This window comes from Pseudomonas kulmbachensis (assembly GCF_963681935.1).
GTDB lineage: Bacteria > Pseudomonadota > Gammaproteobacteria > Pseudomonadales > Pseudomonadaceae > Aquipseudomonas > Aquipseudomonas kulmbachensis.
Map to the genome: position 1 here is coordinate 2720360 of NZ_OY817088.1, position 24054 is coordinate 2744413.

18 protein-coding genes are annotated in these 24054 nt (G+C 59.0%); 5 read left to right on the forward strand and 13 right to left on the reverse strand.

All coding sequences use genetic code 11. From position 1 onward, the window contains the following. Nucleotide 1: 1 nt before the first annotated feature. A complete protein-coding gene (gene gorA / locus U5A05_RS12325; protein ID WP_261742334.1) occupies nucleotides 2-1360 on the forward strand; it encodes a glutathione-disulfide reductase in 1359 nt (452 codons plus the stop codon). A 111-nt stretch (nucleotides 1361-1471) separates the two neighbouring features. Here gorA and bcsC read toward each other — a convergent pair whose 3' ends face one another. From bcsC to U5A05_RS12375, 10 genes are read right to left on the reverse strand one after another with little or no spacing between them, the layout of a single operon-like run. Further along, nucleotides 1472-5002: a cellulose synthase complex outer membrane protein BcsC gene (gene bcsC, locus U5A05_RS12330; protein WP_321833068.1), complete on the reverse strand. Its 3531-nt coding sequence runs from the start codon at nucleotides 5000-5002 to the stop codon at nucleotides 1472-1474. Continuing rightward, nucleotides 4990-6102: a cellulose synthase complex periplasmic endoglucanase BcsZ gene (bcsZ, locus tag U5A05_RS12335; protein WP_321833069.1), complete on the reverse strand. Its 1113-nt coding sequence runs from the start codon at nucleotides 6100-6102 to the stop codon at nucleotides 4990-4992. The genes bcsC and bcsZ overlap by 13 nt, the downstream gene beginning before the upstream one ends. A 4-nt stretch (nucleotides 6103-6106) precedes the next feature. Continuing rightward, complete coding sequence (gene bcsB / locus U5A05_RS12340) at nucleotides 6107-8434, reverse strand: cellulose biosynthesis cyclic di-GMP-binding regulatory protein BcsB (RefSeq protein WP_261742337.1); 2328 nt, start codon at nucleotides 8432-8434, stop codon at nucleotides 6107-6109. A 7-nt stretch (nucleotides 8435-8441) separates the two neighbouring features. Continuing rightward, entirely contained in the window at nucleotides 8442-11033 is a 2592-nt protein-coding gene (bcsA, locus tag U5A05_RS12345) for a UDP-forming cellulose synthase catalytic subunit (protein ID WP_425262883.1), read from the reverse strand. Next, the gene (bcsQ, locus tag U5A05_RS12350; RefSeq protein ID WP_321833072.1) at nucleotides 11030-11752 is read right to left on the reverse strand and encodes a cellulose biosynthesis protein BcsQ; all 723 of its coding nucleotides are present in this window, start codon (nucleotides 11750-11752) and stop codon (nucleotides 11030-11032) included. Before bcsQ ends, bcsA begins: the two co-directional genes overlap by 4 nt. Further along, nucleotides 11749-11985: a cellulose biosynthesis protein BcsR gene (gene bcsR / locus U5A05_RS12355; RefSeq protein WP_321833073.1), complete on the reverse strand. Its 237-nt coding sequence runs from the start codon at nucleotides 11983-11985 to the stop codon at nucleotides 11749-11751. The genes bcsQ and bcsR overlap by 4 nt, the downstream gene beginning before the upstream one ends. After that, nucleotides 11955-13598 (reverse strand): cellulose biosynthesis protein BcsG, encoded by a 1644-nt coding sequence (gene bcsG, locus U5A05_RS12360; protein WP_321833074.1) that lies wholly within the window; start codon nucleotides 13596-13598, stop codon nucleotides 11955-11957. Before bcsG ends, bcsR begins: the two co-directional genes overlap by 31 nt. Then, nucleotides 13585-13785 (reverse strand): cellulose biosynthesis protein BcsF, encoded by a 201-nt coding sequence (gene bcsF, locus U5A05_RS12365; protein ID WP_321833075.1) that lies wholly within the window; start codon nucleotides 13783-13785, stop codon nucleotides 13585-13587. The genes bcsG and bcsF overlap by 14 nt, the downstream gene beginning before the upstream one ends. Further along, nucleotides 13772-14854: a cellulose biosynthesis protein BcsE gene (gene bcsE / locus U5A05_RS12370; protein WP_321833077.1), complete on the reverse strand. Its 1083-nt coding sequence runs from the start codon at nucleotides 14852-14854 to the stop codon at nucleotides 13772-13774. Before bcsE ends, bcsF begins: the two co-directional genes overlap by 14 nt. Beyond that, nucleotides 14821-15336: a BcsE family c-di-GMP-binding protein gene (locus U5A05_RS12375; RefSeq protein WP_321833078.1), complete on the reverse strand. Its 516-nt coding sequence runs from the start codon at nucleotides 15334-15336 to the stop codon at nucleotides 14821-14823. Before U5A05_RS12375 ends, bcsE begins: the two co-directional genes overlap by 34 nt. A 525-nt stretch (nucleotides 15337-15861) precedes the next feature. Between U5A05_RS12375 and U5A05_RS12380 the strand changes: the two genes are divergently transcribed. Both U5A05_RS12380 and U5A05_RS12385 read left to right on the forward strand, forming a co-directional pair. After that, entirely contained in the window at nucleotides 15862-16098 is a 237-nt protein-coding gene (locus tag U5A05_RS12380; RefSeq protein ID WP_261742343.1) for an HP1242/YdcH family protein, read from the forward strand. A 26-nt stretch (nucleotides 16099-16124) separates the two neighbouring features. Beyond that, nucleotides 16125-16421 (forward strand): putative quinol monooxygenase, encoded by a 297-nt coding sequence (locus U5A05_RS12385; RefSeq protein ID WP_261742344.1) that lies wholly within the window; start codon nucleotides 16125-16127, stop codon nucleotides 16419-16421. 64 nt (nucleotides 16422-16485) lie between these two features. Here U5A05_RS12385 and U5A05_RS12390 read toward each other — a convergent pair whose 3' ends face one another. Together U5A05_RS12390 and U5A05_RS12395 are read right to left on the reverse strand one after the other, a co-directional pair. Continuing rightward, entirely contained in the window at nucleotides 16486-18258 is a 1773-nt protein-coding gene (locus U5A05_RS12390; RefSeq protein ID WP_321833079.1) for an acyl-CoA dehydrogenase C-terminal domain-containing protein, read from the reverse strand. Between the two features lie 81 nt (nucleotides 18259-18339). Beyond that, nucleotides 18340-19962, reverse strand: a complete 1623-nt coding sequence (locus U5A05_RS12395; RefSeq protein ID WP_261742346.1) for an acyl-CoA synthetase — start codon at nucleotides 19960-19962, stop codon at nucleotides 18340-18342. Between the two features lie 180 nt (nucleotides 19963-20142). Here U5A05_RS12395 and U5A05_RS12400 point away from each other — a divergent pair, with 180 nt between their 5' ends. Then, a complete protein-coding gene (locus U5A05_RS12400) occupies nucleotides 20143-21948 on the forward strand; it encodes a PAS domain-containing sensor histidine kinase (protein ID WP_321833081.1) in 1806 nt (601 codons plus the stop codon). 2 nt (nucleotides 21949-21950) lie between these two features. Next, the gene (locus U5A05_RS12405) at nucleotides 21951-22586 is read left to right on the forward strand and encodes a response regulator transcription factor (RefSeq protein WP_321833082.1); all 636 of its coding nucleotides are present in this window, start codon (nucleotides 21951-21953) and stop codon (nucleotides 22584-22586) included. On the opposite strand, the gene U5A05_RS12410 is transcribed toward U5A05_RS12405, so the two are convergent. Beyond that, on the reverse strand, nucleotides 22573-23973 hold the full coding sequence (locus U5A05_RS12410; RefSeq protein WP_321833084.1) for an aminotransferase-like domain-containing protein: 1401 nt from the start codon (nucleotides 23971-23973) through the stop codon (nucleotides 22573-22575). The two genes, U5A05_RS12405 and U5A05_RS12410, sit on opposite strands and share 14 nt — an antisense overlap. Between the last annotated feature and the right edge of the window lie 81 nt (nucleotides 23974-24054).

The window sequence follows — 24054 nt, forward strand, 5'->3', positions numbered from 1 at the left end:
AATGGCCTACGAATTTGATTTGTTTGTAATTGGTGCGGGTTCTGGTGGCGTGCGTGCTGCGCGTTTTGCCGCAGGTTTCGGTGCAAAAGTTGCTGTGGCCGAAAGCCGCTACTTGGGCGGGACGTGCGTCAACGTTGGCTGCGTCCCCAAGAAACTGCTGGTCTACGGTGCGCATTTTGCGGATGACTTCGAGCAGGCCTCAGGCTTTGGCTGGACGCTTGGCGAAGCCAACTTTGACTGGGCAACCCTGATCGCCAACAAGGATCGCGAGATCAATCGCCTGAACGGCATTTACCGCAACCTGCTGGTCAACAGTGGCGTGACCTTGATCGAAGGCCACGCGAAACTGACCGGGCCTAATGAGGTGGAAATCAACGGTCAGCGCCACACTGCCAAACATATCCTGATCGCAACCGGTGGCTGGCCGCAAATCCCTGAAATCCCGGGCCATGAGCACGCAATCAGTTCCAACGAGGCGTTTTTCCTCAAGGAGCTGCCCAAGCGTGTGCTGGTGGTGGGAGGTGGCTATATCGCGGTTGAGTTTGCCGGGATTTTCCACGGCCTGGGGGCCGAAACCTCCTTGCTGTATCGCGGCGACATGTTCCTGCGCGGTTTTGATGGCGCAGTGCGCAAGCATTTGCATGAAGAACTGACCCGTCGCGGTATGGACGTGCAGTTCAATGCCGATATTGAGCGTATCGACAAGCAGGCCGATGGCAGCCTCAAGGCCACGCTTAAAGACGGGCGCGAGCTGATTGCCGATTGCGTGTTTTACGCCACTGGCCGTCGCCCGATGCTCGACAACCTGGGCCTGGAGAACACCGAGGTTAAACTCGACAAGCGCGGTTTTGTCGAAGTGGACGATCTGTACCAGAGTGCCGAACCGTCGATTCTGGCCATTGGTGATGTTATCGGCCGCGTACAATTGACACCGGTGGCGCTCGCAGAAGGCATGGCGGTTGCACGTCGACTGTTCAAGCCTGAGCAATACCGTGCGGTGGATTACCGGATGATCCCGACAGCGGTATTCAGCCTGCCCAACATCGGCACCGTGGGCCTGAGCGAAGAACAGGCAATTGAAGCGGGGCACAAGGTGCAGATTTTCGAGAGCAGCTTTCGGCCGATGAAACTGACGCTCACTGAGTGCCAGGAGCGTACGCTGATGAAGCTGGTGGTCGATGCGCAAACCGATAAGGTGCTGGGTTGCCACATGGTTGGCCCGCAAGCCGGTGAGATCGTGCAGGGGTTGGCGATTGCTCTGAAAGCAGGCGCGACCAAGCAGCATTTCGACGAAACCATCGGTGTTCACCCGACGGCTGCCGAAGAGTTCGTGACCATGCGTACGCCGGTCAAGCGCTAACCGTCAATGTAGCCGCTGCCGAGGAACAAAGGCTGCGATGGGCCGGGAAGGGTGGGTCTTCGCCCCTTATCGCAGCCTTCGTTCCTCGGCAGCGGCTACAATCAGGCGCCGTTACCTGAAGTCGGCATAAGGTATCAACGGTTGCACCGGCATCGGCAAGTTGCCTTGCCAAGTATCGAAGGTATAGCGCAGATAAAGCATCGCCCGGCTTGGGGCGTAGCTTTCACTGTGTTGATAGAGCAAGCCGCCTCCCAGCACCAGGTTGTCCGTCAGCCTGCGCTCCACCAGCCCTTGTAAACGATAGCCAATGCCTGTGCTGCTGCCGCCCGAAGTTTGTCCCAGGGGGTCGGCCAGCTTGTAGCCTTCCTGATCCACCACCTGCAGGATCTTGTCATTCAGCCCGCTGAGCGGGTACAGGTCGTTGGCATCGCTTTTGGAATACGACCAACTCACCGAGCTTTCCAGTGACACCGACCAGTTCGGGGTGCGGAATGCGTAGTTCAGCGGTACGCCAATCGAGTAGTACTTCTGCGGGCTGTAATAACCGCCCTGGCCCAGGGTGTACTCGCTCAAGTCCTTGTCATAACCCCAGTACATCAGCGTCAGGCCGGTGCGCATACGCTCGTCGGCGCGTTCGACCAAGCGATAGTAATAACCCGCCATGGCTGTGCTCTTGTGGTTGTCTTCGACATTCTTGCCGCGTAACCAGTGCTGCCCCAGGCTCGCCCAGACACCGTCCACGCCACCTTCGTCGTGGCTCAGGCTCAGGGTCAGACCGTTCGAGGTCACGCCGCCCCAGGTGACGCCGGTATTGGGATCGGTTGCACCGGCATAAGACAGGATTGAGTTGCTCAATGGGCGACGCGAACCGGTCAGAGTCCAGCCCACTGAAGCAATCTTGCTGCTGTAGGCTACGCCTCCCAGCCAATTGGGTACTTTGAAGGTATCCGGAGTGCGGCCGATATCGACGTTCCAGACCTCGTTTTTCCAACCGGCCGCCATCATGGTGCCGTTAGCCGATTGAGAACGGTCATCGCAACCCGAGAAGTTCGGGCCATTGGTGCCCTTGCGATTGACCGCCACCGCACAGGTGCCGTAATTCTCACGAACGAGGCCGTCCGGATCGGCCTTGAATTGACCCGCGTCCATACTCAGCTGCTCAGCCCGGACAAACCCGGTGCCATCGGCAATCGGCAGGTCCAGCTGCAGGATGGTGGTGCGCGTGTCGGTATCGGAAGTCCCGGCAGAGGCTTTGTCCGAACGCCAGCCGTAATCGGTGTACAGGTGAACCGTAGGGTTTTGCCGCTGGTACAGTTCATCCACATCACTGCGCAGGCTACTGGCCAGCCATTGGTCATCGTCCTTTTCGCGGCTGGCCATGGTCATGGCGCGATTGTCACGTGGGTTAGCCTGCTCAGGTGCAAGCAAGCCCGCCGCGGCCATGCTTTTGGCGTAGTAGTCCAGCGCCTGTTGCGGTTGCTTGACCGCTATCAGCCGTGCCGCATCGCGGTACATCAGAGGGTCGGTCTGGGGTGACTTGAGTAACTGGGCATAAATGGCCTGGGCCTTGTCGGGCTCGCCCACGGCGACCCAGGCATTGGCCACACGACGTTGTTGCGAAGGAGTCAGCACAGTCCCTGGTGCGGGCTGGAACTGTGTCAGCTGCTGTCGGGCAGGGGGCAGTTGCTGACTGGCAATCAGGGTTTCGATTTGCCCCAGTCGTGCATCAGTATTGCCAGGTTGCTTTCTCAACACCTGGGCATAGAGATTTTGCGCCTGGGTAAAATCTCCACGCTCCTGGGCCCAACCGGCGACCGTCATCAGGTCGTCGTTATCCGGGTTCTTCATCAGCAGGGCAATGGCCTGCGGCTCTTGTCCGGCAGCCCGCAGGCTATCGGCGCGGGCCACCAGTACGTTGCGTTGCAAGCGGGTGTCCAGTTCACGCATGGAGGCGGTCCACTGCGTCTTGGGCAGTTGCTCCAGCACGCTCAAGGCACTGGCATCACGATCGGTACCCGACAGGTAAAGCGCATAGGCATACAGTGCTTCGGGGTTTTGCCCCTGACGGCGAATCAGTTGCTTGAAGCTGTCATCTGCCGCACCCGGTTGGTTGATTTCACGCTGGGCGTTTGCCAGGCGGTAAGTCAGCCAAGGTTCATCGGGGGTCAGCTCACGAATCTTGCTGAGCAACGCCACGACTTGCGGCCAGTCCTTGCGTGCCGCCGCCGCGTCGGCTTGCTGGTTCAGCTCGTCCAGCGCCATGCTCTGGCGCAGCCCGGCGAAGTCCTTTTGACTGGAAGGCGGCAGGCTATTGAGAAAATCCTTGGCTTTTTGTGGTGACTGCGCGCTGTACAAGCGCACCAGAGCACGGACGGCACCGCCATTGCCGGGTTCCAGGCGTCGGGCCTGCAACAGCAAAGCTTCGGCCTGGATGTCGTTGTGCTCGGCGAGGGCAATGTTTGCCAGCCCGATCACCGGGTCGGCATCGCTGGCCTTGGCCTTGCGCGCCTGGGTATAGGCTTTGCGCGCCACTGCAAGGTTATTCTGCTCCAGGGCCTTGTCGCCCTGGCTGAGCAGCATGCGGTAGCGGCTGGCATCCATCAGGTCCTGCCACTTGCTGATATTGGAGGTGTCCTGATCCTTGGTCCGCGCCGTGGCGAAGTTGGCACTCGACTCTGCATAGCGGCCCTGGCGAAACAGGGCCATGCCCAGCGCGCCATACAGGGTCGGATCTTCGGGGTATTGCTTGAGGGCACGGCGCAACAGGCCTTCAGCTGCAACCGGGTTGCGCGACTGATCGATCATCTGCTTGCCTTGAGCCCCGGCAATCCAGGCCGGGTCGCCGAGCAAATGCTGCTGTTGTTGCAGGTTTTTACTGGCTTCGCCGATCAGTGGCGAGGTCGGGTAACGGCCGACAAACGATTGCCAGGCCCGGGCCGTAGAGCCATTGACGGGCAATGTATTGAGGTAGATGTATTCGCGCTCGGCCGCCGCGTTACTGGCCAGCGGATCGGTGGACAGTTGTTGCAATACGGCCAGGGCTTCGGGGGCGCGTTTTTCCCGAAACAGCAGGTCGGCCAGGGTTTGGCGCAGACCGACGTTGCCGGGGTACTGTTTGTCCAGGACCTGCAACTGCTCGATGACCTTGGGGTGCTGGCCCGGGATGTTGCTGCGGATGCGCAGGTATTCCAGGGCCGTGGCGAAATCCGGCGGGTCATTGCCGAACAGCTTTTCGAAAATCGCCGCCGCTTCATCCGGTCGGCCGGCAGCGGCGTACAGCCGTGCCTGTTGCAAGTCCTTCTGGCTTTGCGGGTCTTGCAGCTTCATCAGGCTCTGCGCTTGGCGTAGCGCCGCAGAGTTTGGGGCAATGCTTTGCAACTTGGCCAGACGCTGGTTGGCCAGTTCAGGATTCTTGTCCAGCAAGGCCTGGCGAATCGAAGCCATCAGCGCTTGCGGGTTGTTCGGTGCGATCAGTTGCAACCGCGCCAGTGAGTCACGCACCAGGTCTTCGCGGTACATCGCTTCGCCGATCCGCACCTGCTCCAGTAGCCACTGCTGCTGTTCCTGCACGGTGTTCGGTTGGGCAATGGCGGCAGAGGACAACCCGCTGAACAGAAGCGCCCATGTTGTTAGTTTTGGCATGTGTTGGCCCACGCTGGTAAAAGCTGTCCATCCTTGTCAAAGCGATAGCGTTGTTCATCCCAGCCTTGGCCAAACATCAGCAGTGACTGGTTGTAATAAGCATCGGCCGCAGGCGGTTGCTGTTGTACATTTGCCTGTTGTACTGCCAGCGCAGGGGAATCGAGACTGGCCAGCAGTGGCAGCATTGCAGCAGAAAACCCCACTGGGGCCTTGCCGGTGTACTTGCCAGTCAGGGCATTAACGCTTTCAGGCACATAACCCAGGGTCTGGGTGAGGCTGGCCATGGGCGCAAAGTGCTGTTGCAGGGTTTGGCGGTTGGCCGCGTCCTGAGCCAGCATGCCGACCCACAAATAGACCCGAATTGCATCGTAGTCCCCGAGCGAGCCGTCCTTGGGGTCGGGAGCCCAGCCGCCACCGGCCTTCCACAACAGCCAGTCAGGCGCAAAACCCTTGGGTGAGCCTTCGATCAGCATGCGCTGTTGATTACGCGCCAATTCCGCCCAGACCGGAGAGATGCGGGCAAACCGTGCCAGCAGTTGTGGCGGCAAATAGCTGGGGTTCAGGCGCCAGCCTTGGGGGCTGTCAAAACCGACATCCCCCGGCAACAGCATCAGGCCCAGGCCGGGCATCTTGCGCAGACTTTGCGCGGCAGTGCGCCAGAGCATGTTTTGCCCCAGCGCCACGTACTGCGGCCACTGCCACAGGCGTCCTGCTTCAAGCAAGCTATAGGCGATCCACAGATCGGCATCACTGGCATTGTTAGTGTCCAGGATTTGCCACTTGCCGTTTTTGGCACGCCCCCATTGCCACGCCGGCAAATGGTCCTCAAGGCTGCCGCTGGCCAGGTTATTACGACTCCAGTTGAGAATGCTGGCGAAACTTTTCCTGTCGTTGCCGAGCAGGGCGAAAAACAGCCCGTAACTTTGGCCCTCGGAGGTGGTGATCATCTGCTCCGAGGAGCCATCAATGATGCGTCCATCGTTGCTCATCATGGCTTTTTTGTAACTGTCCCAAGCGGGCCAGTTACAGGATGCTGCACTCGCCACCAGAGGAGCGCAGCCTAGGGTCAGAGTCAGGGCGAGTGCCGCCAATCGTTGCATAGCTTCAGTCATCCTTGTGCAGGCGACGGTTGGCCGCCCAGCTGAGGGCACGCCACAACAGGAATGCACTGAGCACCACGCTGATCACTGCCAGTACTGCCAGCAACACCGGGTGTTCAGACAGCTGATACCACAGCAGCAGATACCACGGCAGGTTGCCGACGAAGTACTGGTCACCGACCAGTTGGCTGTAAACCCCACTGCTGCGGATCAAGGCCACCGAGCCCGCAACGGCGTCCATCTTGCCGCTGTCGCCCAAGGCCTCGCGCAGCAGGCTGTAGTCGGCATCGTCATTGCCCAGCAGTGCCACGATACTGCGCTGGTTATGAGACGGCGACTGCATGCCCAGAATTGCCGCAATCGGTGCTTGTGCTGTCACTTCGACCCGGTTGGCCGGCATGTTGCGACCGTCAGTTGAGGGGCCGCGGCGATTACTGGCATCGATGCCGGAAGTGCCGTAAGGCTGTACCAACATGTCGCGCTGGCGCTGCAACAACAGGGTCAAGTCCGGGTTGTCGCGCATATCGGGGGCCATTTCGCCCAACAACAGCAGGTCGGCATCTTCCTTGGATGCGGCTTGCCAGTCATTGCTCAAGCGCACGCCAAAGGCCGGGTAGCCGGAGCGGGCGGAGATGCTGGCCACGGCTTCCAGCAGGGTGCTGATTTGGGTCGGTGTGGTTTTGCTCGGCACCACCACGATGGATTCCGACATATCGGCCATGCGGCTGAACGGGAAGCCGCTACGTGCGAATGCCTTGAGGTCCGGCATGCTGATGTAGTGGTGATAGCCGGACATGTCGATCGTCGAGTCTTCGTCGATGATCGCCTGGGTGTTGGCCGGGAGGATAGTCTGGCAGCGATCACGCTGGGCGCTGCCCATGGTGCTGGCGAAGTTGAAGTCGAAACGCAGGCGGTTGCGGTCGCCAATTTTCAGCGAAGGTACGATCAACTTGTCGTTGACGTTGGCCGTGTCATTGGACAGCACTGCCAGGCGCAGCTCTTCAAGGTTGCTGGTGTCTTTGCGCAGCAACGGCAGGCTGGTGATGAACTGGTCGTTGAGGCTGATGTTAAGGCGCGAATCATCATTGGCCGATGGCGCGGTGTAGCGGTATTGCGTGCGCAGCGGAATACCCTGGTTGCGCCACACAAAAAGGTCGGGCGGCAGGTTCACATCCAGGGTGATAGGCCGTGGTTGCAGCCCGCTGACTTGCAGCTGCTGCGGATAGGAGATCAGCTCGGCAAAGCGCACGGGCCGGTCGGTACGCATCCAGGCCGGGGCGTCATAAGGTTTACGCGGTTGAAGCTCCTGGACCTTATCGATGGTCACGCGTGAGCCACGCAGCAGGTTACCACCCAGCGCGAGCGCCTTGGCGGCTGTTGCCAGGTCTTCCTCGTTGCGGCCCATGACCAGCAAAATCTTGCTGTAAGGCGCATCCGGGTGGTCAATCATCTCGACCACAGGTGCCGTCACGGCCGGGAATTTTTCCAGATCACTCATGAATGCAGGTCGGTGATCGTTGGTGGCGAACACGACTGTTGGCTGGATTGCATCCTTGTTAGGCACCTTGGGCAGGGTGTCGAACAACACAGGGAAATTTGCTCCGCGCCAGTTGGACTGGCTACCGAAGTATGACGCCAGGATGGTTGCCGCTTTTTGCTCGCCAAGCGTTGGGTTGGCGGCGAACACAAACGGCAGCTCCAGCGGGCCGTTGTTGCGTGGATCGAAGAACGGCAGCGGGAAGAACGCCAGGTCATTTTGCAGGCTCAAGGCCTGTTCTTGCAGAACGATGCCGCTGCCACGGCTGATATTGACCCACAAGGTGTTGTTGGCCGGATCTTCGCAGATATCGGTGTAGTGACCGATAAACTCCAGGCGTACCCGGTTAAAGTCCGAAATCAGTCGTGGATCGAGAGCCATTTTCTGCGAGGTTTTGCGCCCCAGCTGGTCTTTCTCGATCGGTAGCACGCCCATCAGCACGTCGTTGAGGTAAACCCGGATATGCGACAGCGTCGGGATCAGCGCAGGCGAGGGTGTGTATTCCAGTTGCAGGCTGGCATCGCTGGCGATTCGGTCGCGACGCAGGCCGAACTCCACTTGCTCGGCGCTGTTGATACCCAGCAATAGGGTGTCGGAAGCGCGCCCCAGTTGCTCAAAGGTGTAGGTCACCGGCCAACTTGGCAACACCTGGTCCGTGTGCTCGGCCGGTGGTTTTGGCAGTGCAGTGGATACAGATGAATTGCCGGGTAAAGGCAAGGGGGCCGACATCAGCTGTGAGGCGAAGGTCATCAGCGCGAGGCTGGCGAAGATTACTTTTTTAGTTATGCGACTCATGATCTGCTCACTGGCCGGAAGATAAGGGGGTGGGCGCTTTTGGCATGCGCGGCAAAAAGCTGCCCAGCCACTGGAAAACGCGTAAAAAAGGTCGTGCCATCAGGCGTAGCCAGGCTGGCATGTATTCGTAGAGGCGGTAGTAGCCCTTAACACCAAGGGCGAGAATCTCTTTGAGACTCTGGATCGGCTTGTCGGCTTCAAATCCGCTGTTGTGATCGAGCCATGCATCGGCGCGGCCAAAGGTGCACTGCACGAACGCAATTTTTTGTTCGGGCGGCAACTGGGCAAAGCTCAAGCCCATAAACAAATCATGGGAGCGAGTCAGCATGCCGGTGAACACAAACTCGCGGTTGCCGCGCTGAAGAATCAGCGACACCGGTGTACCGACAGGCAGTTGTTGCGGCTGGCTGAGTTGCAGGCCGACACCGCCGTCCGAGTAGTCCACCAGCTCACAGGGATAGCTGTGGCCGTCGGCCAACCTGATCGCGCCTGGCAAACGTGTGAGCACGCGGTGGGTGTGACGCACCTGACGCACTTCAGCTGCAACGGCTACCGCGGCACCGATGATCAGCAGGTTGTAAACCACCCACAGCACACTGACCAGCACGGTGAAAATCTCATCCTTGGGCCCGGTAAACAGGCGCCAGACGGCAAACCCCAGACCCAACACATTGAGCAGCGACAGCACCAGGTATGGCTTGGCGGTCTGCCAGTCAAACTGGTTTTCTTCCATCATGCCGCCCTTGGCGGTGACGTTGAACTTGCCCCGCGACGGACTGAACAAGGCCACGGTGGTGGGCCGAGCGATGTACCAGGCCAGTACCGTTTCGTAGACCTCCCCCCAGAATGTCTGGCGATACGCGCCTTGCATTCGCGAGTTGGTCAGGCTGGCGTGGATCATGTGCGGCAACACGTAGAGCAGAATCATCACGGCCGGGGCATAGATGATGTAGGCGTGCAGCAACAAAAAGGCCAGCGGGGCAGTAAGGAACACCAGCCGCGGCAAGCCCACCAGAAAGTGCATCATGGCGTTGGTGTAGCAGATGCGCTGGAAGATCGTCAGGCCCTTACCCAGCAACGGGTTGTCGGTACGGAAAATCTGCACCATGCCTCGCGCCCAACGGATACGCTGACCGATATGCGCCGACAGGCTTTCGGTCGCCAGGCCGGCAGCCTGGGGGATGCGCAGATAGGCCGAGGTCCAGCCATTACGATGCAGACGCAGGGCAGTGTGGGCATCCTCGGTCACGGTTTCGACCGCAAAGCCACCAATGGAGTCGATTGCGGTACGCCGGACGATGGCGCAAGAGCCGCAAAAGAACGCGGCGTTCCACATGTCGTTACCGTCCTGGATCAAGCCGTAAAACAGCTCGCCTTCGTTGGGGCGATTGCGGAATGTACCCAGGTTGCGCTCGAACGGATCCGGCGAGAGAAAGTGGTGCGGGGTTTGCACCAGTGCCAGGCTCGGATCACGCAGAAACCAGCCCACGGTCAATTGCAGGAAGGAGCGGGCGGGCATGTGGTCGCAGTCGAAAATCGCCACCAGATCGCCATCGATCAACGTCAGGGCATGGTTGAGGTTGCCAGCCTTGGCGTGGCGGTTGTCGGTACGGGCAATGTAATTGATGCCTACTTCTTCAGCGAACGTCTTGAAGCTTGGACGGTTGCCGTCATCGAGCAAATGGATGCGCAATTTGTCTTTCGGCCAGTCCAGCCCGAGAGCCGCGTAAACCGTGCCCCGGGTCACCGACAACTCTTCGTTGTAGGTCGGAATCAACAGATCCACCACCGGCCATTCATCGGTATCGGGTGGTAGTTGCGCCGGTTGACGGTTCAGTGGCCAGGAGGTCTGCACATAGCCCAGCAGCAAAATCAGCCAGGAGTAGGTTTCGGCGATCAGCAGGATCAAGCCACACACCAGATCCAGGTTGTCGTTCCAGTTCAGGGTCGAGGTATAGCGCCACCACAGATAACGGCACGAAACAATGATCGACAGCACGATCAGCAACAGGGTAGGAAAGCGCCCCGGCATGCGTCGCACCAGCATTGCCAGTACCCACAGCAGTATCACAAACACCAGTTGCGCCAGGTAACCGAAGGGTTCGGTGATGCACAGCACGATCAACGCCACTGCCAGTGTACCCAGGGCGATGTAAAGCACCTTGCGCGTTGGCCAGCGCATGGTGCTCCACCAGTGCGAGCCTTTGCTCACTTGCGGGCTGAGGGCCGCGGGTAAATGCTCAAAGGAGTTGGACAGCAGGTTCCATGGCCGTTGCACAATATTGAGTACGGCCGACACATACGCGCCAACACGACGGCGGGTACGCTTGCGCCCGATCTGATCCAGATTGGGGGTTCGCACTACCAGCAGCCACAAGGTTTGCACGATGTAGCGCAGCGGGTCGCCAATGGTGGAGCGCTTGTTGGCCAGATGCGGGTACAGACGCCACTGTTGTGCACGCAGGGCTTTCCAGTTGGGTGACTCAAGGCGCAGGAAAACCCAGCCCAGGGCTTGAATCAGCGCCATGGTGTAGGCAGTAAAGCGGGTGCAGTTTTGCTCACGACGCAAGCGTGTATAGGGAAACCAGCGCGATATCATGCAGGCCTCCGGCCACGCAGCAGGCACCAACTGGCCAGGCTGATAATGTCGTGGGCAATCAGGCTGCCAGGTGCATAGCGACCGGCAGGCTCGCTTCTGGCCAGGGCTTCACCCATCGCTTCGTCCGCATGCAGGCTCAGGGGTACCAGCGATTGGGTATAGCGATGTTGCCAGATCAGCACCAGATCGCGCTGTAACTGGCTGGCGGCATCGAAACGGTTAACCAGAAACAACGGCTTTTTCGCCAGTAGCGGCTGCAACAGCACGTGGCAGGCGGCATCGGCATTGAGCACCATCACTGAAATATCGCAGTGGGGGTTGGCCGCGTGCCCTGGCAAACGCTGCGGCAGATCGAACAGTACCCAGTCAAACGCATCCGCCAGCGCGGCCTGACGCTGGCTCCAGAGTTGCGGCTGCTCAAGCAGCAGGGCATCCAGGCGCGTGTATTCGGTCGGCTGCACCTGCCCATAAGGCAGCACACAGAGGCCGGGCTCGACACTCCAGGCGTGTTCATGCCACGGCTGTTGATCCAGCGTCGCCCTGGCCCAGCCTTCGCGCGGGGCCAGGTTGAGGTTGAAATGCAGGCCGAGGGAGTTCTCCGGGCACATGTCTACCAACAGGACTTTCTGCCCCAGTTCATGCAGTGCATAACCCAGAGCCGCCAGTGTCGAACTGGTGCCCACGCCACCACGAACGCCACGCAAACTCATGGCAATCATGCGCTTGGCTCCTTGTGTTTTTGCAGGTCAACGGGCAGTTGGTACTGCGCCTCCAGGTAGGCCAGCAACGGCCACCGTTCGAAAGCCTGCAACAGCTCCATATGGGCCGACACGTCGACATATTCCAGTGCGTGCAACTCCATCATCGATTTGAGGCGCGCGATGTCATCGGCCCGCTGTCTGCGTGACAGAATATCGGCGCTTATTTGAACCGCTGTGGGTAGGGCAGCCATCCGCCATTCTCCTTGATTCGCACATAGGGCTTGCCGTTGTAATCCAGCACAACTGTCCCTGAGTTTTCCGATACTTTCGGGGTTCGCGGCAGGTCGGTGAGCAGTTTCGACCAGTCCACGGTCTGGCCGTTACCCAGTGCCGGATCGGCATACAGGCGCGCAATGATTTCCGCCACGGCCAGGTAGCTGCTTGGTTCGCCGATGTGTACCGGCTGGGTTTGAGCGTTGTCGCCCATATTGATCAGCTTGATACCCACCGGTACATGCGTGATGGAGTCACTCGGGATTTCGCGCATGCCGGCAATCTGCATCCGGTCACCATGCAGCGCCGCACCGTGCTCGGGCACGATGGCTACCACGACGCGGCGCCCGCTTTTTTGCAGTTCTTTAAGGAACGCATTGAGGTCATCGAGCAGGATCTGTGCACGACTGCTGTAGTCAGCCGGTTGGGTGCCGCCATCGGACTGCACCTGGCGGTTGCCGTCGTGCAGGCTGGTGGTGTTGTAGAACAGCGCCATGCTCGGTGTGTCTTCGGCCAGGCGGTGTTGCCACCACTTGCTCAGCACATCGCGGTCGCGCCAGATCGGCGAGCCATCAAAACCGACGTAGGTCCGTGGCAAGCCTGCCGGCACCACACCCAGTGCCGCAGGCGGAAGCTGGCCTTGTTCGCGAACTTCCTGGAGGAAGCCGTCGAATGCCCCGGTGTGGTTAAGCATCAGTTCATTGGAGAAGCCAAGCTTGCGCAAGTCATCGAACAACAGGCACTGATCTGCCGGTGGTTTGTACAGCTGCGCATGGGAGGTCTGACCGCAACTGGCGCGCAACACACGAATCGCCGCCGGGCCGCTGTAGGCGGTAGCCGAGTTGAAGTTGTCGAAAATCACGTCCATCTGGCTGAACAGCGAGTTGTCACGCAACCCCACAGCCTCCAGGTCGTCCCAGGCCATGGAGCAAATATTGATTACCAGCAGGTCGAACGGCTGCGGCTTGACCGCAGGCTCCTTGAATTCGACCTTGCGCGTCGACTCGCTGAGATAAAACTTGTCCAGATAACCATTGAGCGTTGCGTCGTCGGGCTCGCCCGTACTGCCGGTTTGCCCGGTTGGCGCCTGAGTGCCTGCCATTTGCGGCGCGGCAGCAGGTGGCAGCAGCCATTGCAGGTTACCCATGCCCAACCAGGCAAAACCCAGCAGGGTGAAGGTGGTCAGGCGTAGCCACTGGCTGAGGAAGATATAACCGACGATCAGCAACAACAACATGGCACACACTTGCCAGTCGATAAAGCGTCCCAGCAACTCGACGATGTAGTCGAAAGAAAAGTCCAGAACGCCGGGCTGTGCCAGCAGGCGGCTGAACGGCGGGAACCAGGTGTCCTGGTACAAGAGCGCCACAGCCACCGGAATTGCAACCAGCGTACGTACACGGCGCAGTATCGGGTGGGTAATGGGAATCAGCAGGACCACAGCAAAGATCAGGTTGGGCAATACCTGAAAATTAAGATGGCCTGTCCAGGCCAGCAGGAACTTGGCCAGGAAATACAGGTTCCAGGCCCCCAGGCCGCGCCATGCCCCGGCAATTTTTTGTGCCGCGGCATCGGATTTATACAGACTCATCGGGCGTTCTCTGAGCAGGACTGGCAGGTGCGCGACGTCGAACGCCGCGTGATTTCAAGTAGCGAGGCGACAGGTACTGCTCGAAATGATTTTTCAGGTACATCCGGATGCGCTGCCAAAACAGCGTCAGCAATATGGTCACCACGCAGGTCAGGGCGATGACATCAAGCAGCTCAAGAAACGTCATGACGGTGCTCACTGATAGGCAGTGTTAATCTTTTGGGGGTTAGTGGCGCTCGTTCATTGACGCCAGGTGCTGCCTGCAAGACCGTGTTCTCGATCGGGATATGTAAATACGAGGGCACCGAATCCGCCTGCATAAAGGCCTCTTCAGGCAGATCGGAGAGCCCGCTCAGCACGCGACGCTGGACGAACATGTCACGCCAGGGCAGGCGGCAGATATTGCCCAGTGCCGGGTCCAGGCCGTCGGCGCGGCAGGCAAACAGAAACAGGTACAACTCATCGCCCAACAAGCACGCGATGTCGCCGAAACGGCGCAGGCACATCTGGTTCAGAAACAGCTCTTCGCTTAGCCCGGGAACCGGTTGGAACTTCATCAACTGGTGAGTCACCTCACCAGAGCTATCCTCGTAGATCTGCTCGATGGTTTCGTAGAACACGCGAGGGCTCACCAGGCCGCGAATCTGTGGCGGGCGCTGGCGTTCAAGCAGTGTCGCAAAGTCAATATTCTGGGTGTATTGCCAGCGCTGGCCCTGAACGCTTTCGAGCATGCTCAGGAACCGTGACAGCAGGGTGCCGTCAGGCACAATCAAGTTAGCCCCGCACGCCAGTAACAAACGTTCATCGCGGTAGCGCACCGAGGGTTCCATTTCCCGCACCACGATCTTCAGATCAGGGCCGCATTGCTCACGCATATCGTGCAGTTGCTGGGCCAATTCCAGTAACTGGTAGCTGTTGTCGATACCCACGATGACCGTGGCAGCACGGGCTGTCTGGACCGCTGCGAGCAACGCTTCGCGGTTTTCGAACAGATACCAGTGCTTGGACATCGACGGTGCACCTTCCAGTACGGTGCGCTCGGCGAGGTACACGTGCTGATCGTCGGCCACCCGTGGCTGGGTATAGACCTCGGACTGCGGGATCACGCTCAGGGCATTGTCCTGTACCGAAAGCTTGAACTCCTGGCCCGCACTGACGCCCAGATCGTTGTGCCAGAAATTCAACTGGTAGCGCAGATCACCGTTATAGCGATACAGATGGCTTAAACCGGACAGGGTCTGATTGATTTGCAGCAACTGTTTGTGCAGCAGTGCAGCAGTGCAGCTTCGCCGTGGGTGATCAGCAATAACGTTGCGTCGTGCGCTTGCAGCCAGGCAATCACACGCTCACACCAGCGTTTCAACTGTGAGGCCTTGATGGTTTCAGGCCAACTGCTTGAAGGCAAAATCAGCAGGATCGGGCTTGAGGGGGCAATGCCCGCACGGCCAAGATCACGGGTCAACGTCGCCAATCCGCGATCGATAACCCGCTTCTCGATTTCGAACAACTTGAGTTTGTCCGGGCCGCGATCAGGAGCCAGCTCACTGATGATGCTCTGCACCGAACCGGCACCAGCAATCAGCGTTGCAGGAACGTGCTCGGGGATGGCTTCCAGAAATTGGCGAGCCAGCAACCTTGCGTCCGCCGGCTGATCGACCGAGACCCAATACAAGCCGCCAGCGCGCAATACGATCTGTTGATCGAGCAAACCGCTGATGGCCAAACTGATATGAACCAAGCGTAACGTCCCCCCAGGGATAAGCATATTTTAAGGCGTTTAGTACTGTCGTCCATGAGGAGCAATCAGCTATCGCCTTGAGGGTTAACTTTGTTATGGCGCCAATAGAATGACGATTGGCATAGTTATAAGTCAGCCCTGACCGTATATTTTATTTCAGCCCGGCCTAGTCTTTATCGACAAGCGTAGTACTTCACTTTAATTCGTGTAGGAAAGTCAGCATCTTAGCATTTGAAAATACCCAAACCCATGTTCAGAAGCGATAAAAGTCAAAAAAATATCACTTTATATTTTTTAGCCATTAAATTGGCGCCTGATGGGTGAGACTGCTGTTCAAGACGTTCTGAAGTCCGGGCTCGTGTTTACGGGTAAAGGGCAGGCAGCATGACTAATAATCAGCGTTTGGCTTTCTGAGTGACCTATTGCGTGCTATTGCTTAGGTGGGTTCACAGTGAACCGCGTATTTTTGATCGGGCTCGATCACAGCGCCTGATCCCGTTACTGAAACGTCCATGAGGTGTAGATATGCCAGTCAAGCACGACTTGTTACAGGACTTGGGGCTTACTAATGAGGCCGTGAGCAAGTTTCGTAGCGAAAACGCTCATCTGAACCAACTGTTTGTGCAGTACAGCGAAAAAGATGCCGAAGTTGTTGACGCCGAAGCCAACGCTGCAATCGGTGTGCCGGATGATGTGCTGCGCAAGCTCAAGGAGCAAAGGCTCCTCATCAAGGATAAAATTGCGCAACTATTGAGCGCTTAAGTCACCGAAAGCTGTAGGAAGTAGATATGTCTCAAATCATCAAGACTGTTGCCACGTTGCGTGCCAAATCAGGGCATGGCAAAACTGTCGAACAGGCATTGCGCGCCTGTGTCGAAGGTTCACGAGCCGAGCCGGGCTGCCTTTTCTATGACTTGCACGTGGATCGTACTGACCCCGAGTGCTTTGTGTTTATTGAAGGCTGGGCAGATATGGAGGCCTTCGAGCACCACAAAACCACTGCCCACTATCAGGCGATGGCCCACGCGGTGGGTGAGCTGCTGGTACATCGTGAAGTATTGCTGCTGGATGAGCTGAGCATTTAGTTCCCCAGACCATGCTGCAACACTACGCGGCGGCCCTTAGCAGGCCGCCGTTTTATCGAAGGGACTAAAAGTTTGCGGCGTCGAGTTCGAACAGCGAATCACTCCCGGCCCGGATTGCTTGTTCAAGACTCAAGGTGCGTGGCAGCAGGCGGTTGAAATAGAACCGTGCGGTTGCCAGTTTGGCGCTGTAGAACGCAGGATCGGCGCTCAGCGAGCGTTGCGCCACATCGGCCATGCGCGCCCATAGCCAGGCGTACGCTACATAGCCGAACAGATGCAGATACTCGACACAGGCAGCGCCCGTTTCGTTGGGGTTGACCCTGGCCCGTGCTTGCAGCCAGTCGCTGAGGTCTTCAAGCCGCTGGACGGCTTCGAGCAGCTCGCTGGCGTAAGGCTTGCCGGGTTGGGTGGCAAAGTCGCGGATCTGTGCGGTAAACATGCGTAAGGTCACCCCACCATTGGCCAGCACTTTACGGCCCAGCAAGTCCAGCGCCTGAATGCCGTTGGTGCCTTCATAAATCTGCGCAATGCGCACATCTCGAACCAGTTGCTCCTGGCCCCACTCACGAATATAGCCGTGCCCGCCGAATACTTGCTGGCCGAGCACACAGCTGTCGAACCCGGTGTCGGTGAAAAAAGCCTTGGCCACGGGCGTCAGCAAGGCCACCAGCGCACTGGCTTCCTGTTGCTCCCGAGGCTCGGTCGAGAACTTGGCCAGGTCCAATTGCTGGCCCACATAACTGGCAAATGCCCGACCGCCCTCGGTCATGGCCTTCATGCTCAACAGCATGCGCCGCACATCGGGATGAACGATGATCGGGTCAGCCATCTTGTCCGGCGCCACAGCACCGGTAGGTGCACGGCTTTGCAGGCGTTCACGGGCATAGGTACGGGCATTTTGATAGGACGCTTCAGCGCAACCGATACCCTGAATGCCGATCGACAAGCGCTCGTAATTCATCATGGTAAACATGGCTGCCAGGCCCTTGTTGGCTTCGCCGATCAGCCAGCCGCGAGCGGCGTCAAAATTGATCACGCAGGTGGCAGAAGCCTTGATCCCCATTTTGTGTTCGATGGAGCCGCAGCTCACGGCATTGCCGTGCCCCAGCGAACCATCGGCATTGACCAGCACCTTGGGCACTAAAAACAAGGAAATGCCCCGAGGCCCGGCTGGCGCGTCCGGCAGTTTGGCCAACACCAGATGGATGATGTTTTCGGTCAGGTCCTGGTCGCCGCCAGTGATGAAAATCTTGCTCCCGCTGATATTGAAACTGCCGTCTGCCTGCGGCTCGGCGCGGGTGCGGATAATCCCCAGGTCCGTGCCGGAATGGGCTTCGGTCAAGCACATGGACCCGGCCCAGCGGCCTTCATACAGAGGTGGCAAGTAAGTGCTTTTAAGGTCATGGCTGGCATGGGCGTCGATGGCCAAGCAGGCACCACTGGTGAGTGCCGAGTACAGGGCAAAGCTGGAGTTGGCGCCGTAGAGCATTTCTTCGAATTGCACCGCGAGCATTTTCGGCATGCCAAGGCCGCCAAACTCCGGGTTGCCCGACAACCCAACCCAGCCACCTTCGATATAGGTGTCATAGGCTGACTTAAAGCCTTTGGGCGTACTGACCTGACCGGCTTGCCACTGTGCGCCTTCCTCGTCGCCACTGCGGTTGAGCGGGGCAATCAATTGGCCGGTGACTTTGGCTGCTTCTTCGAGAATTGCATCGGCTGTGTCGGCATCCACATGGTCAGCCAGTGCTGGCAGCCGGGCCCAAAGCGCAGGGGCTTCGAATACTTCGTGCAGGACAAAGCGCATGTCGCGAAGCGGGGCATTGAATTCAGGCATAAGAACCTCGTTGTTACGTATTGGGTAGCCGCTGGCGAGGCACGAGGCAGCGATGGGCTGCGCAGCGGCTATACATGATGGTTAAAGCGCTTTGGCCATGTCGCGCAGCACGTACTTCTGGATTTTCCCCGTTGAAGTCTTGGGCAACAGGGTAAACACCACGGTACGCGGTACTTTGAAGCCAGCCAGATGGTCGCGACAAAAAGCGATGATCTCGGTCTCGCGCACCTGCTGGTGGTCGGCCTTGAGGGTGATAAAGGCGCACGGCGTTTCGCCCCATTTTTCGTCCGGGCGGGCAACCACTGCCGCTTCCATTACCCCGGGGTGGCGATACAGCACGCCTTCAACTTCAATCGTGGAAATATTTTCGCCGCCGGAAATGATGATGTCCTTGAGACGGTCACGAATCTCGACATAGCCATCCGGGTGGCACACGGCCAAATCACCGGTATGAAACCAGCCACCCTCGAAGGCCTCGGCCGTGGCGCTGGGGTTTTTCAGGTAGCCCTTCATCACCGTGTTGCCGCGCATGAAAATCTCACCCATGGTCTCGCCGTCACGGGGCGTGGGGATCAGGGTTTTCGGGTCGGCTACCATCACCCCTTCCAGCGTAGGGTAGCGCACGCCCTGGCGGGATTTGATCTGTGCCCGCTCGGCGAGGGGCTGTTCATCCCACTTGTCATGCCAGGCACAGATGGTCACCGGGCCATAGACCTCGGTGAGGCCATAGACATGGGTCACCTTGATCCCCATTTCTTCCACGGCACCAATCACTTTGGCCGGTGGCGCCGCGCCTGCAACCATCGCATGCACCGGGTGGTCGATGGCGGCCTTGGCGGACTCGGGCATATTGACCAGCGCATTGAGCACAATCGGCGCGCCGCACAAATGCGTGACCTGATGTTCACGAATCAGATTGAGGATTTTTTGCGGGTCTACCCGACGCAAAAACACGTGCACACCGGCCAGGGCGGTGATGATCCATGGGTAACACCAGCCGTTGCAGTGGAACATCGGCAAGGTCCACAGATACACCGGATGGTTACCGATGGCCCAGACCATCTGGTTGCCCAGGGAATTGAGGTAAGCGCCGCGATGGTGATACACCACGCCCTTGGGGTTACCGGTGGTGCCGGAGGTGTAGTTCAGGGCAATCGCCTGCCACTCATCCGCGGGCCACTGCCAGTCATAGTCGGGGTCGCCTTCCGCGAGCAGTGCTTCATAATCCAGCAGGCTGACCGGTTGGCCTTCGCCATACTCGGGGTCGTCCACGTCAATGATCAGCGGCGGATGGTCAAGCATGGCCACGGCAGCGTGGACCACGTCATGGAACTCACGGTCGGCAATCAATACCTTGGCTTCGCCGTGAGCCAGCATAAAGGCGATGGCTTCGGCGTCGAGGCGCACGTTGAGGGCATTGAGCACGGCGCCAATCATGGGCACCGCGAAATGCGCTTCAAGCATCGCCGGAATATTGGGCAACATCACCGCCACGGTATCGCCTTGACCAATTCCGCGCCCGGCCAGTGCACAGGCCAGGCGGCGGCAACGGCTGTAGGTCTGCGCCCAAGTGCGGCGAATGGAGCCATGAATCACGGCAGGGTAGTCGGGGTAGACACTGGCGGTGCGTTCGATAAAACCCAGCGGGGACAGGGCTATATGGTTTACGGCAGTCGGCTCAAGGCCGTGCTCAAAAATCGACATGAGGGTCATTCCGGTGGCTGATTGTTAGCTCTGTGGCTGCCCGTTCTGCCGGTGGCGAGCGGGTCAGTTTTATGTCCGGTCTGACTTATAGCTCACTCTGCGTTTGATATGGAAGTAATACCTAAGCACTATAGTAGTTGTACTATATTAAAAAATATCGCTCAGACGCCAGGATGCCGAATGCCGCTTTCCCTGCTGATCCACGATCCTCAACCCACTGTAATCCTCGACGCAGACGGCTTGCCGCTAAAAGCAAACCAGGCGTTGACCGGCCTGCTGGCGGGCAAGGCGCTGACCCACGCGATCACCTTGTTGCCAGGCAACCTGCCCGAGCTGGTGCGTGCCTGCCTGCAACAGGGCAGAGCCATTGAGCAGGTAGAGGCGCAATGCAACCAACAGATCTGGCTGTGGACATTGATCCCCGACCCCGACAGCCAATACGTGATGGCGCGTGGGCGTGAGGCGAGTGCCGAATTGCGCGAGGGGCGTGAAGCGGCCAAGGCCCGGCGTCTGTATCGGCTGATTACCGAAAACACCACGGACCTGATCTCGCGTCATACCCCCGACGGGCGTTTTCTCGATGCGTCTCCGGCGTCCTGGACCTTGCTCGGTTTTTGGCCCGAGGCCCTGCGCGGCACCCTGGCGCAGCGCCTGTTTCACTCTCACGACCTGAAACAAGCACTGCGCCAGGCCCGTGATGCCCTGCAGCTCGATGGCTATCACACCATGACTTATCGCATTCGCCATCACGCGGGGCATTACCTGTGGTTCGAAACGGCGAGCCGGGCAATTCGCGAGACCTATACCGGGGCCGTGGTGGAAGTGGTCAGTGTGTCGCGGGATATCACCGCGCGCATTCAGGCCGAAGAAAACAAGCGGCGGCTGGCGGATGTAGTCGAGGCCAACCCCGATCCGGTGTTGTTTATTGATCCCGCTGGCGGGGTGTCCTATCTCAATCCGGCGGCGCGGCGGATCCTCGGCTTGCTGCCTGCACAGGGTATGCCTTCGCTGAGCGGGTTCCTGACCGCGCAAACCTTGGAGACGCTCGAAGCCAGCGGTTGGAGCAGCGCCGAAAAACATGGGTTGTGGAGCAGTGAAGCCCGCGTACTGCCCTTGAACGGCGAACCCTCGGTGCCGGTGTCGCTGCTATTGCTGGCCCATCGTTCGACCGCCGGTGAGCGGTTCTTCTCGCTGGTGGCGAGGGATATGCGTGAGCGCGAACTGCGCGAAGCCCAACAACGTCATCATCAGGACGAAATGGCCCACACGGCGCGACTCATCACCCTTGGTGAACTGGCCTCCGGGATAGCCCATGAAATCAATCAGCCACTGGCGGCCGTGGTCAATTACGCCAATGCCAGCCAACGTTACCTGCAAACCCTGGGCACTAATCCCCAGGCCGTAGAGCGGGTGGCACAGGGGCTGGAGCGGATCAACCTGCATGCACACCACGCTTGCGAAGTGATCAAGCGCCTGCGCGGCTTTTTGCGCAAAGGTCGACGTAACCTGCAAGCGCTGGATGTCAGTGAGGTGGCGCGTCAGGCCGTAAGTCTGTGCGCCTGGGAAGCCCGCGAGCGTAACGTAAACATCGAGCAGCAATTGCCGGACAACCTGGCGCTGGTCTACGCCGACCGCGTGCTGCTGGAGCAAGTACTGCTCAACTTGCTGCGCAATGCCATAGACGCCAACAACGAGCAGCATCCTGGGCAGGCTTCAAATATCACCTTGCAGGCTCAGGCAATTGCAGGCGGGGCACTGCTGATCAGCGTGCAGGATCAAGGCCCCGGAGTCAGTGCCGAGCAGCTTGAGCAACTGTTTACCCCGTTTTACACCAGCAAGGTAGACGGGCTGGGGCTGGGGTTGTCGATGAGTCGCAGCATCATTGAAGGCTTTGGCGGAGAACTCGAGGCCAGGCCACAACCCGTAGGTTTATTGATGTGCTGCAGATTGCCGTTGATGGCGTCACTCAAACCAACAAGAGAATAAACATGACAACCCAAACCCGGTCTGTGGTGTACGTGGTGGATGACGATCAGGGCATGCTCGACTCGACGGTCTGGCTGCTGGAGTCCGTGGGCCTGAATGCCCAGGCGTTTACCGGTGGGCAGGCCTTTCTCGATGCCTGCAATCCCGCGCTCAATGCCTGTGTAGTACTGGATATTCGAATGCCAGCAATGGGCGGGCTCAATGTGCAGCAGGCCCTGCAGGAGCGCGGGATCAAGATGCCGGTGATCTTTGTCAGCGGGCATGCCGATGTCCCCATCGTGGTCCGTGCCTTCAAGGCTGGCGCCCATGACTTTATCGAAAAACCCTATAACCAGCAGTTGCTGCTCGACAGCGTCCAGCAGGCATTGAGCACCGGTAATGAGCAGCAAAGCGCTGGCCAGGAACAAACGGAACTTGAAGCGCGCCTGCAGAGCCTGACACCCAGGGAGCGGGATGTATTTCTGCCTCTGGTCAAGGGCTACACCACCCGTGAAATTGCCGAGCAACTGGCGGTAAGTCCCAAGACCATCGACCTGTATCGCTCCCGGGTGATGAAGCGCATGCAGGCGCAGCATTTGCCGGACCTGGTAGGCATGGCCATCGCTGCAGGGTTGGTTGATCCGCTCAAGCTGCGCTAGCGAGCAAGGCCTCAACGGCGGCCATGACCTCCGGCTGGTCGGTATGAGCTACGTTGAAACGCAGCAAGCGTTGCAATGCAAGATCGTGGCCGAACAAACTGCCCGGAGCCAGTACCACGTCCTGGGCCAATGCCTGCCGGGCCAGGGTTTGAGCATCGAAACCCGGTGGCAAGGTCGCCCAAATAAACAAGCCGCCTTCGTAGGGGTGGTCGAGGGTAAAACCGAGCCGTTGCAACCACCCGGAAACCTTTGCCCCGCAGGCCTGCAGGCCTTGCACCATGCGCTTGCGGTGTTTGTGATAACTGCCGTCGTTGAGCATCGCAGCCACCACCTGTTCAAGCATTTGCGCGGTGATGCCGCCACACATCAGCTTCATTTGCGTCAGGTTGGCGGCTACTTGTGGCGCGGCAACCACAAAACTGACCCGCAGATTTGCGCTGAGGGTTTTCGAAAAGCCACTGAGGTAGGTCACGTGCTGCACCCCGGCCAACGCAACCAGTCGCGGCGGCGGGCCGGGGTGCAAATCGCCGTAGAGATCGTCTTCGATGATATGGCAGTCATAGCGCTTGGCCAGTTCCAGCAAGCCATAGGCCTGCCCCGGCGAAAAGGAGTGCCCGGTGGGGTTGTGCAGCAGGCTGGTGGTTATATACAGGCTGGGGCGCTGCTCGATCAGGATCTGCTCCAGCGCTTGCAGGTCAAGACCCTGTGCGGTGCGATCAACGGTGACGATACGGGCACCATGCAGGCTCAGGTTTGCGTGAAAGTTGAAGTAGCAGGGCGCATCCAACAGCACCGTATCGCCGGGCCGGATACGCAAGCGCAGCAGCATGTCCAGCCCCTGCACGGTATTGGCGGTGGTGATGATCTGCTCGACAGGCACCTCGATACCTTGCCCTGAGAGTTTTTGCTGCAAGGCCAGACGCAACGGCAAATAGCCTGCCGGGTCTCCATAGCTGGCCAGTTGCAGGGCGGGCGAGCGACTGATCTGACGCACGCTGGCGCCCATGGAGCTGGTTTGCAGCCAGCTTTCCGGCAAGTGCCCGCCGCCCGGACGCAAGGCGCTGCTGGCGTTGATCAGGGAGCGGCGCAACACACTGGTCAAATCCTGTGGCAACAAATCAAGCCCGGCCACCCGTGGCGGTACAGGTTTTGCCGCGACAAAGTAACCAAGGCCCTGACTGGAGGTGATGCGGTTGTGCCCACGCAGGCGATCAAGGGCTTCAATCAGGGTGAATTTGCTCACGCCCCAGTGCTCGGTCATCACTCGCGCAGAGGGCAGCTTGCTGCCGGCACTTAGCAGGCCGCTGTCGATGGCCTCGCTCAGGGCATCAACGATCTGCTGGACCTTGGGAATTCCAGGCTGGAACGAAACGGTAGGTAGGTGCATGCAGGGCCTCATACTTTGCCGGTCATGTTACCAGTAAAGGTCGGTAAAGTTTGCCGGTGGTTCATCTGCCCATTCTGTTGC

What these genes read in the sequence shown, in the direction of transcription:
- gorA (WP_261742334.1), top strand. Translation starts at nt 2, where the DNA reads ATGGCCTACGAATTTGATTTGTTTGTAATTGGTGCGGGTTCTGGTGGC.
- bcsZ (WP_321833069.1), bottom strand. Translation starts at nt 6,102, where the DNA reads ATGCAACGATTGGCGGCACTCGCCCTGACTCTGACCCTAGGCTGCGCT.
- bcsB (WP_261742337.1), bottom strand. Translation starts at nt 8,434, where the DNA reads ATGAGTCGCATAACTAAAAAAGTAATCTTCGCCAGCCTCGCGCTGATG.
- bcsG (WP_321833074.1), bottom strand. Translation starts at nt 13,598, where the DNA reads ATGAGTCTGTATAAATCCGATGCCGCGGCACAAAAAATTGCCGGGGCA.
- bcsF (WP_321833075.1), bottom strand. Translation starts at nt 13,785, where the DNA reads ATGACGTTTCTTGAGCTGCTTGATGTCATCGCCCTGACCTGCGTGGTG.
- U5A05_RS12405 (WP_321833082.1), top strand. Translation starts at nt 21,951, where the DNA reads ATGACAACCCAAACCCGGTCTGTGGTGTACGTGGTGGATGACGATCAG.
- bcsA (WP_425262883.1), bottom strand. Translation starts at nt 11,033, where the DNA reads ATGATATCGCGCTGGTTTCCCTATACACGCTTGCGTCGTGAGCAAAAC.
- U5A05_RS12400 (WP_321833081.1), top strand. Translation starts at nt 20,143, where the DNA reads ATGCCGCTTTCCCTGCTGATCCACGATCCTCAACCCACTGTAATCCTC.
- U5A05_RS12390 (WP_321833079.1), bottom strand. Translation starts at nt 18,258, where the DNA reads ATGCCTGAATTCAATGCCCCGCTTCGCGACATGCGCTTTGTCCTGCAC.
- U5A05_RS12410 (WP_321833084.1), bottom strand. Translation starts at nt 23,973, where the DNA reads ATGCACCTACCTACCGTTTCGTTCCAGCCTGGAATTCCCAAGGTCCAG.
- U5A05_RS12385 (WP_261742344.1), top strand. Translation starts at nt 16,125, where the DNA reads ATGTCTCAAATCATCAAGACTGTTGCCACGTTGCGTGCCAAATCAGGG.
- bcsC (WP_321833068.1), bottom strand. Translation starts at nt 5,002, where the DNA reads ATGCCAAAACTAACAACATGGGCGCTTCTGTTCAGCGGGTTGTCCTCT.
- U5A05_RS12380 (WP_261742343.1), top strand. Translation starts at nt 15,862, where the DNA reads ATGCCAGTCAAGCACGACTTGTTACAGGACTTGGGGCTTACTAATGAG.
- bcsQ (WP_321833072.1), bottom strand. Translation starts at nt 11,752, where the DNA reads ATGATTGCCATGAGTTTGCGTGGCGTTCGTGGTGGCGTGGGCACCAGT.
- bcsR (WP_321833073.1), bottom strand. Translation starts at nt 11,985, where the DNA reads ATGGCTGCCCTACCCACAGCGGTTCAAATAAGCGCCGATATTCTGTCA.
- U5A05_RS12395 (WP_261742346.1), bottom strand. Translation starts at nt 19,962, where the DNA reads ATGTCGATTTTTGAGCACGGCCTTGAGCCGACTGCCGTAAACCATATA.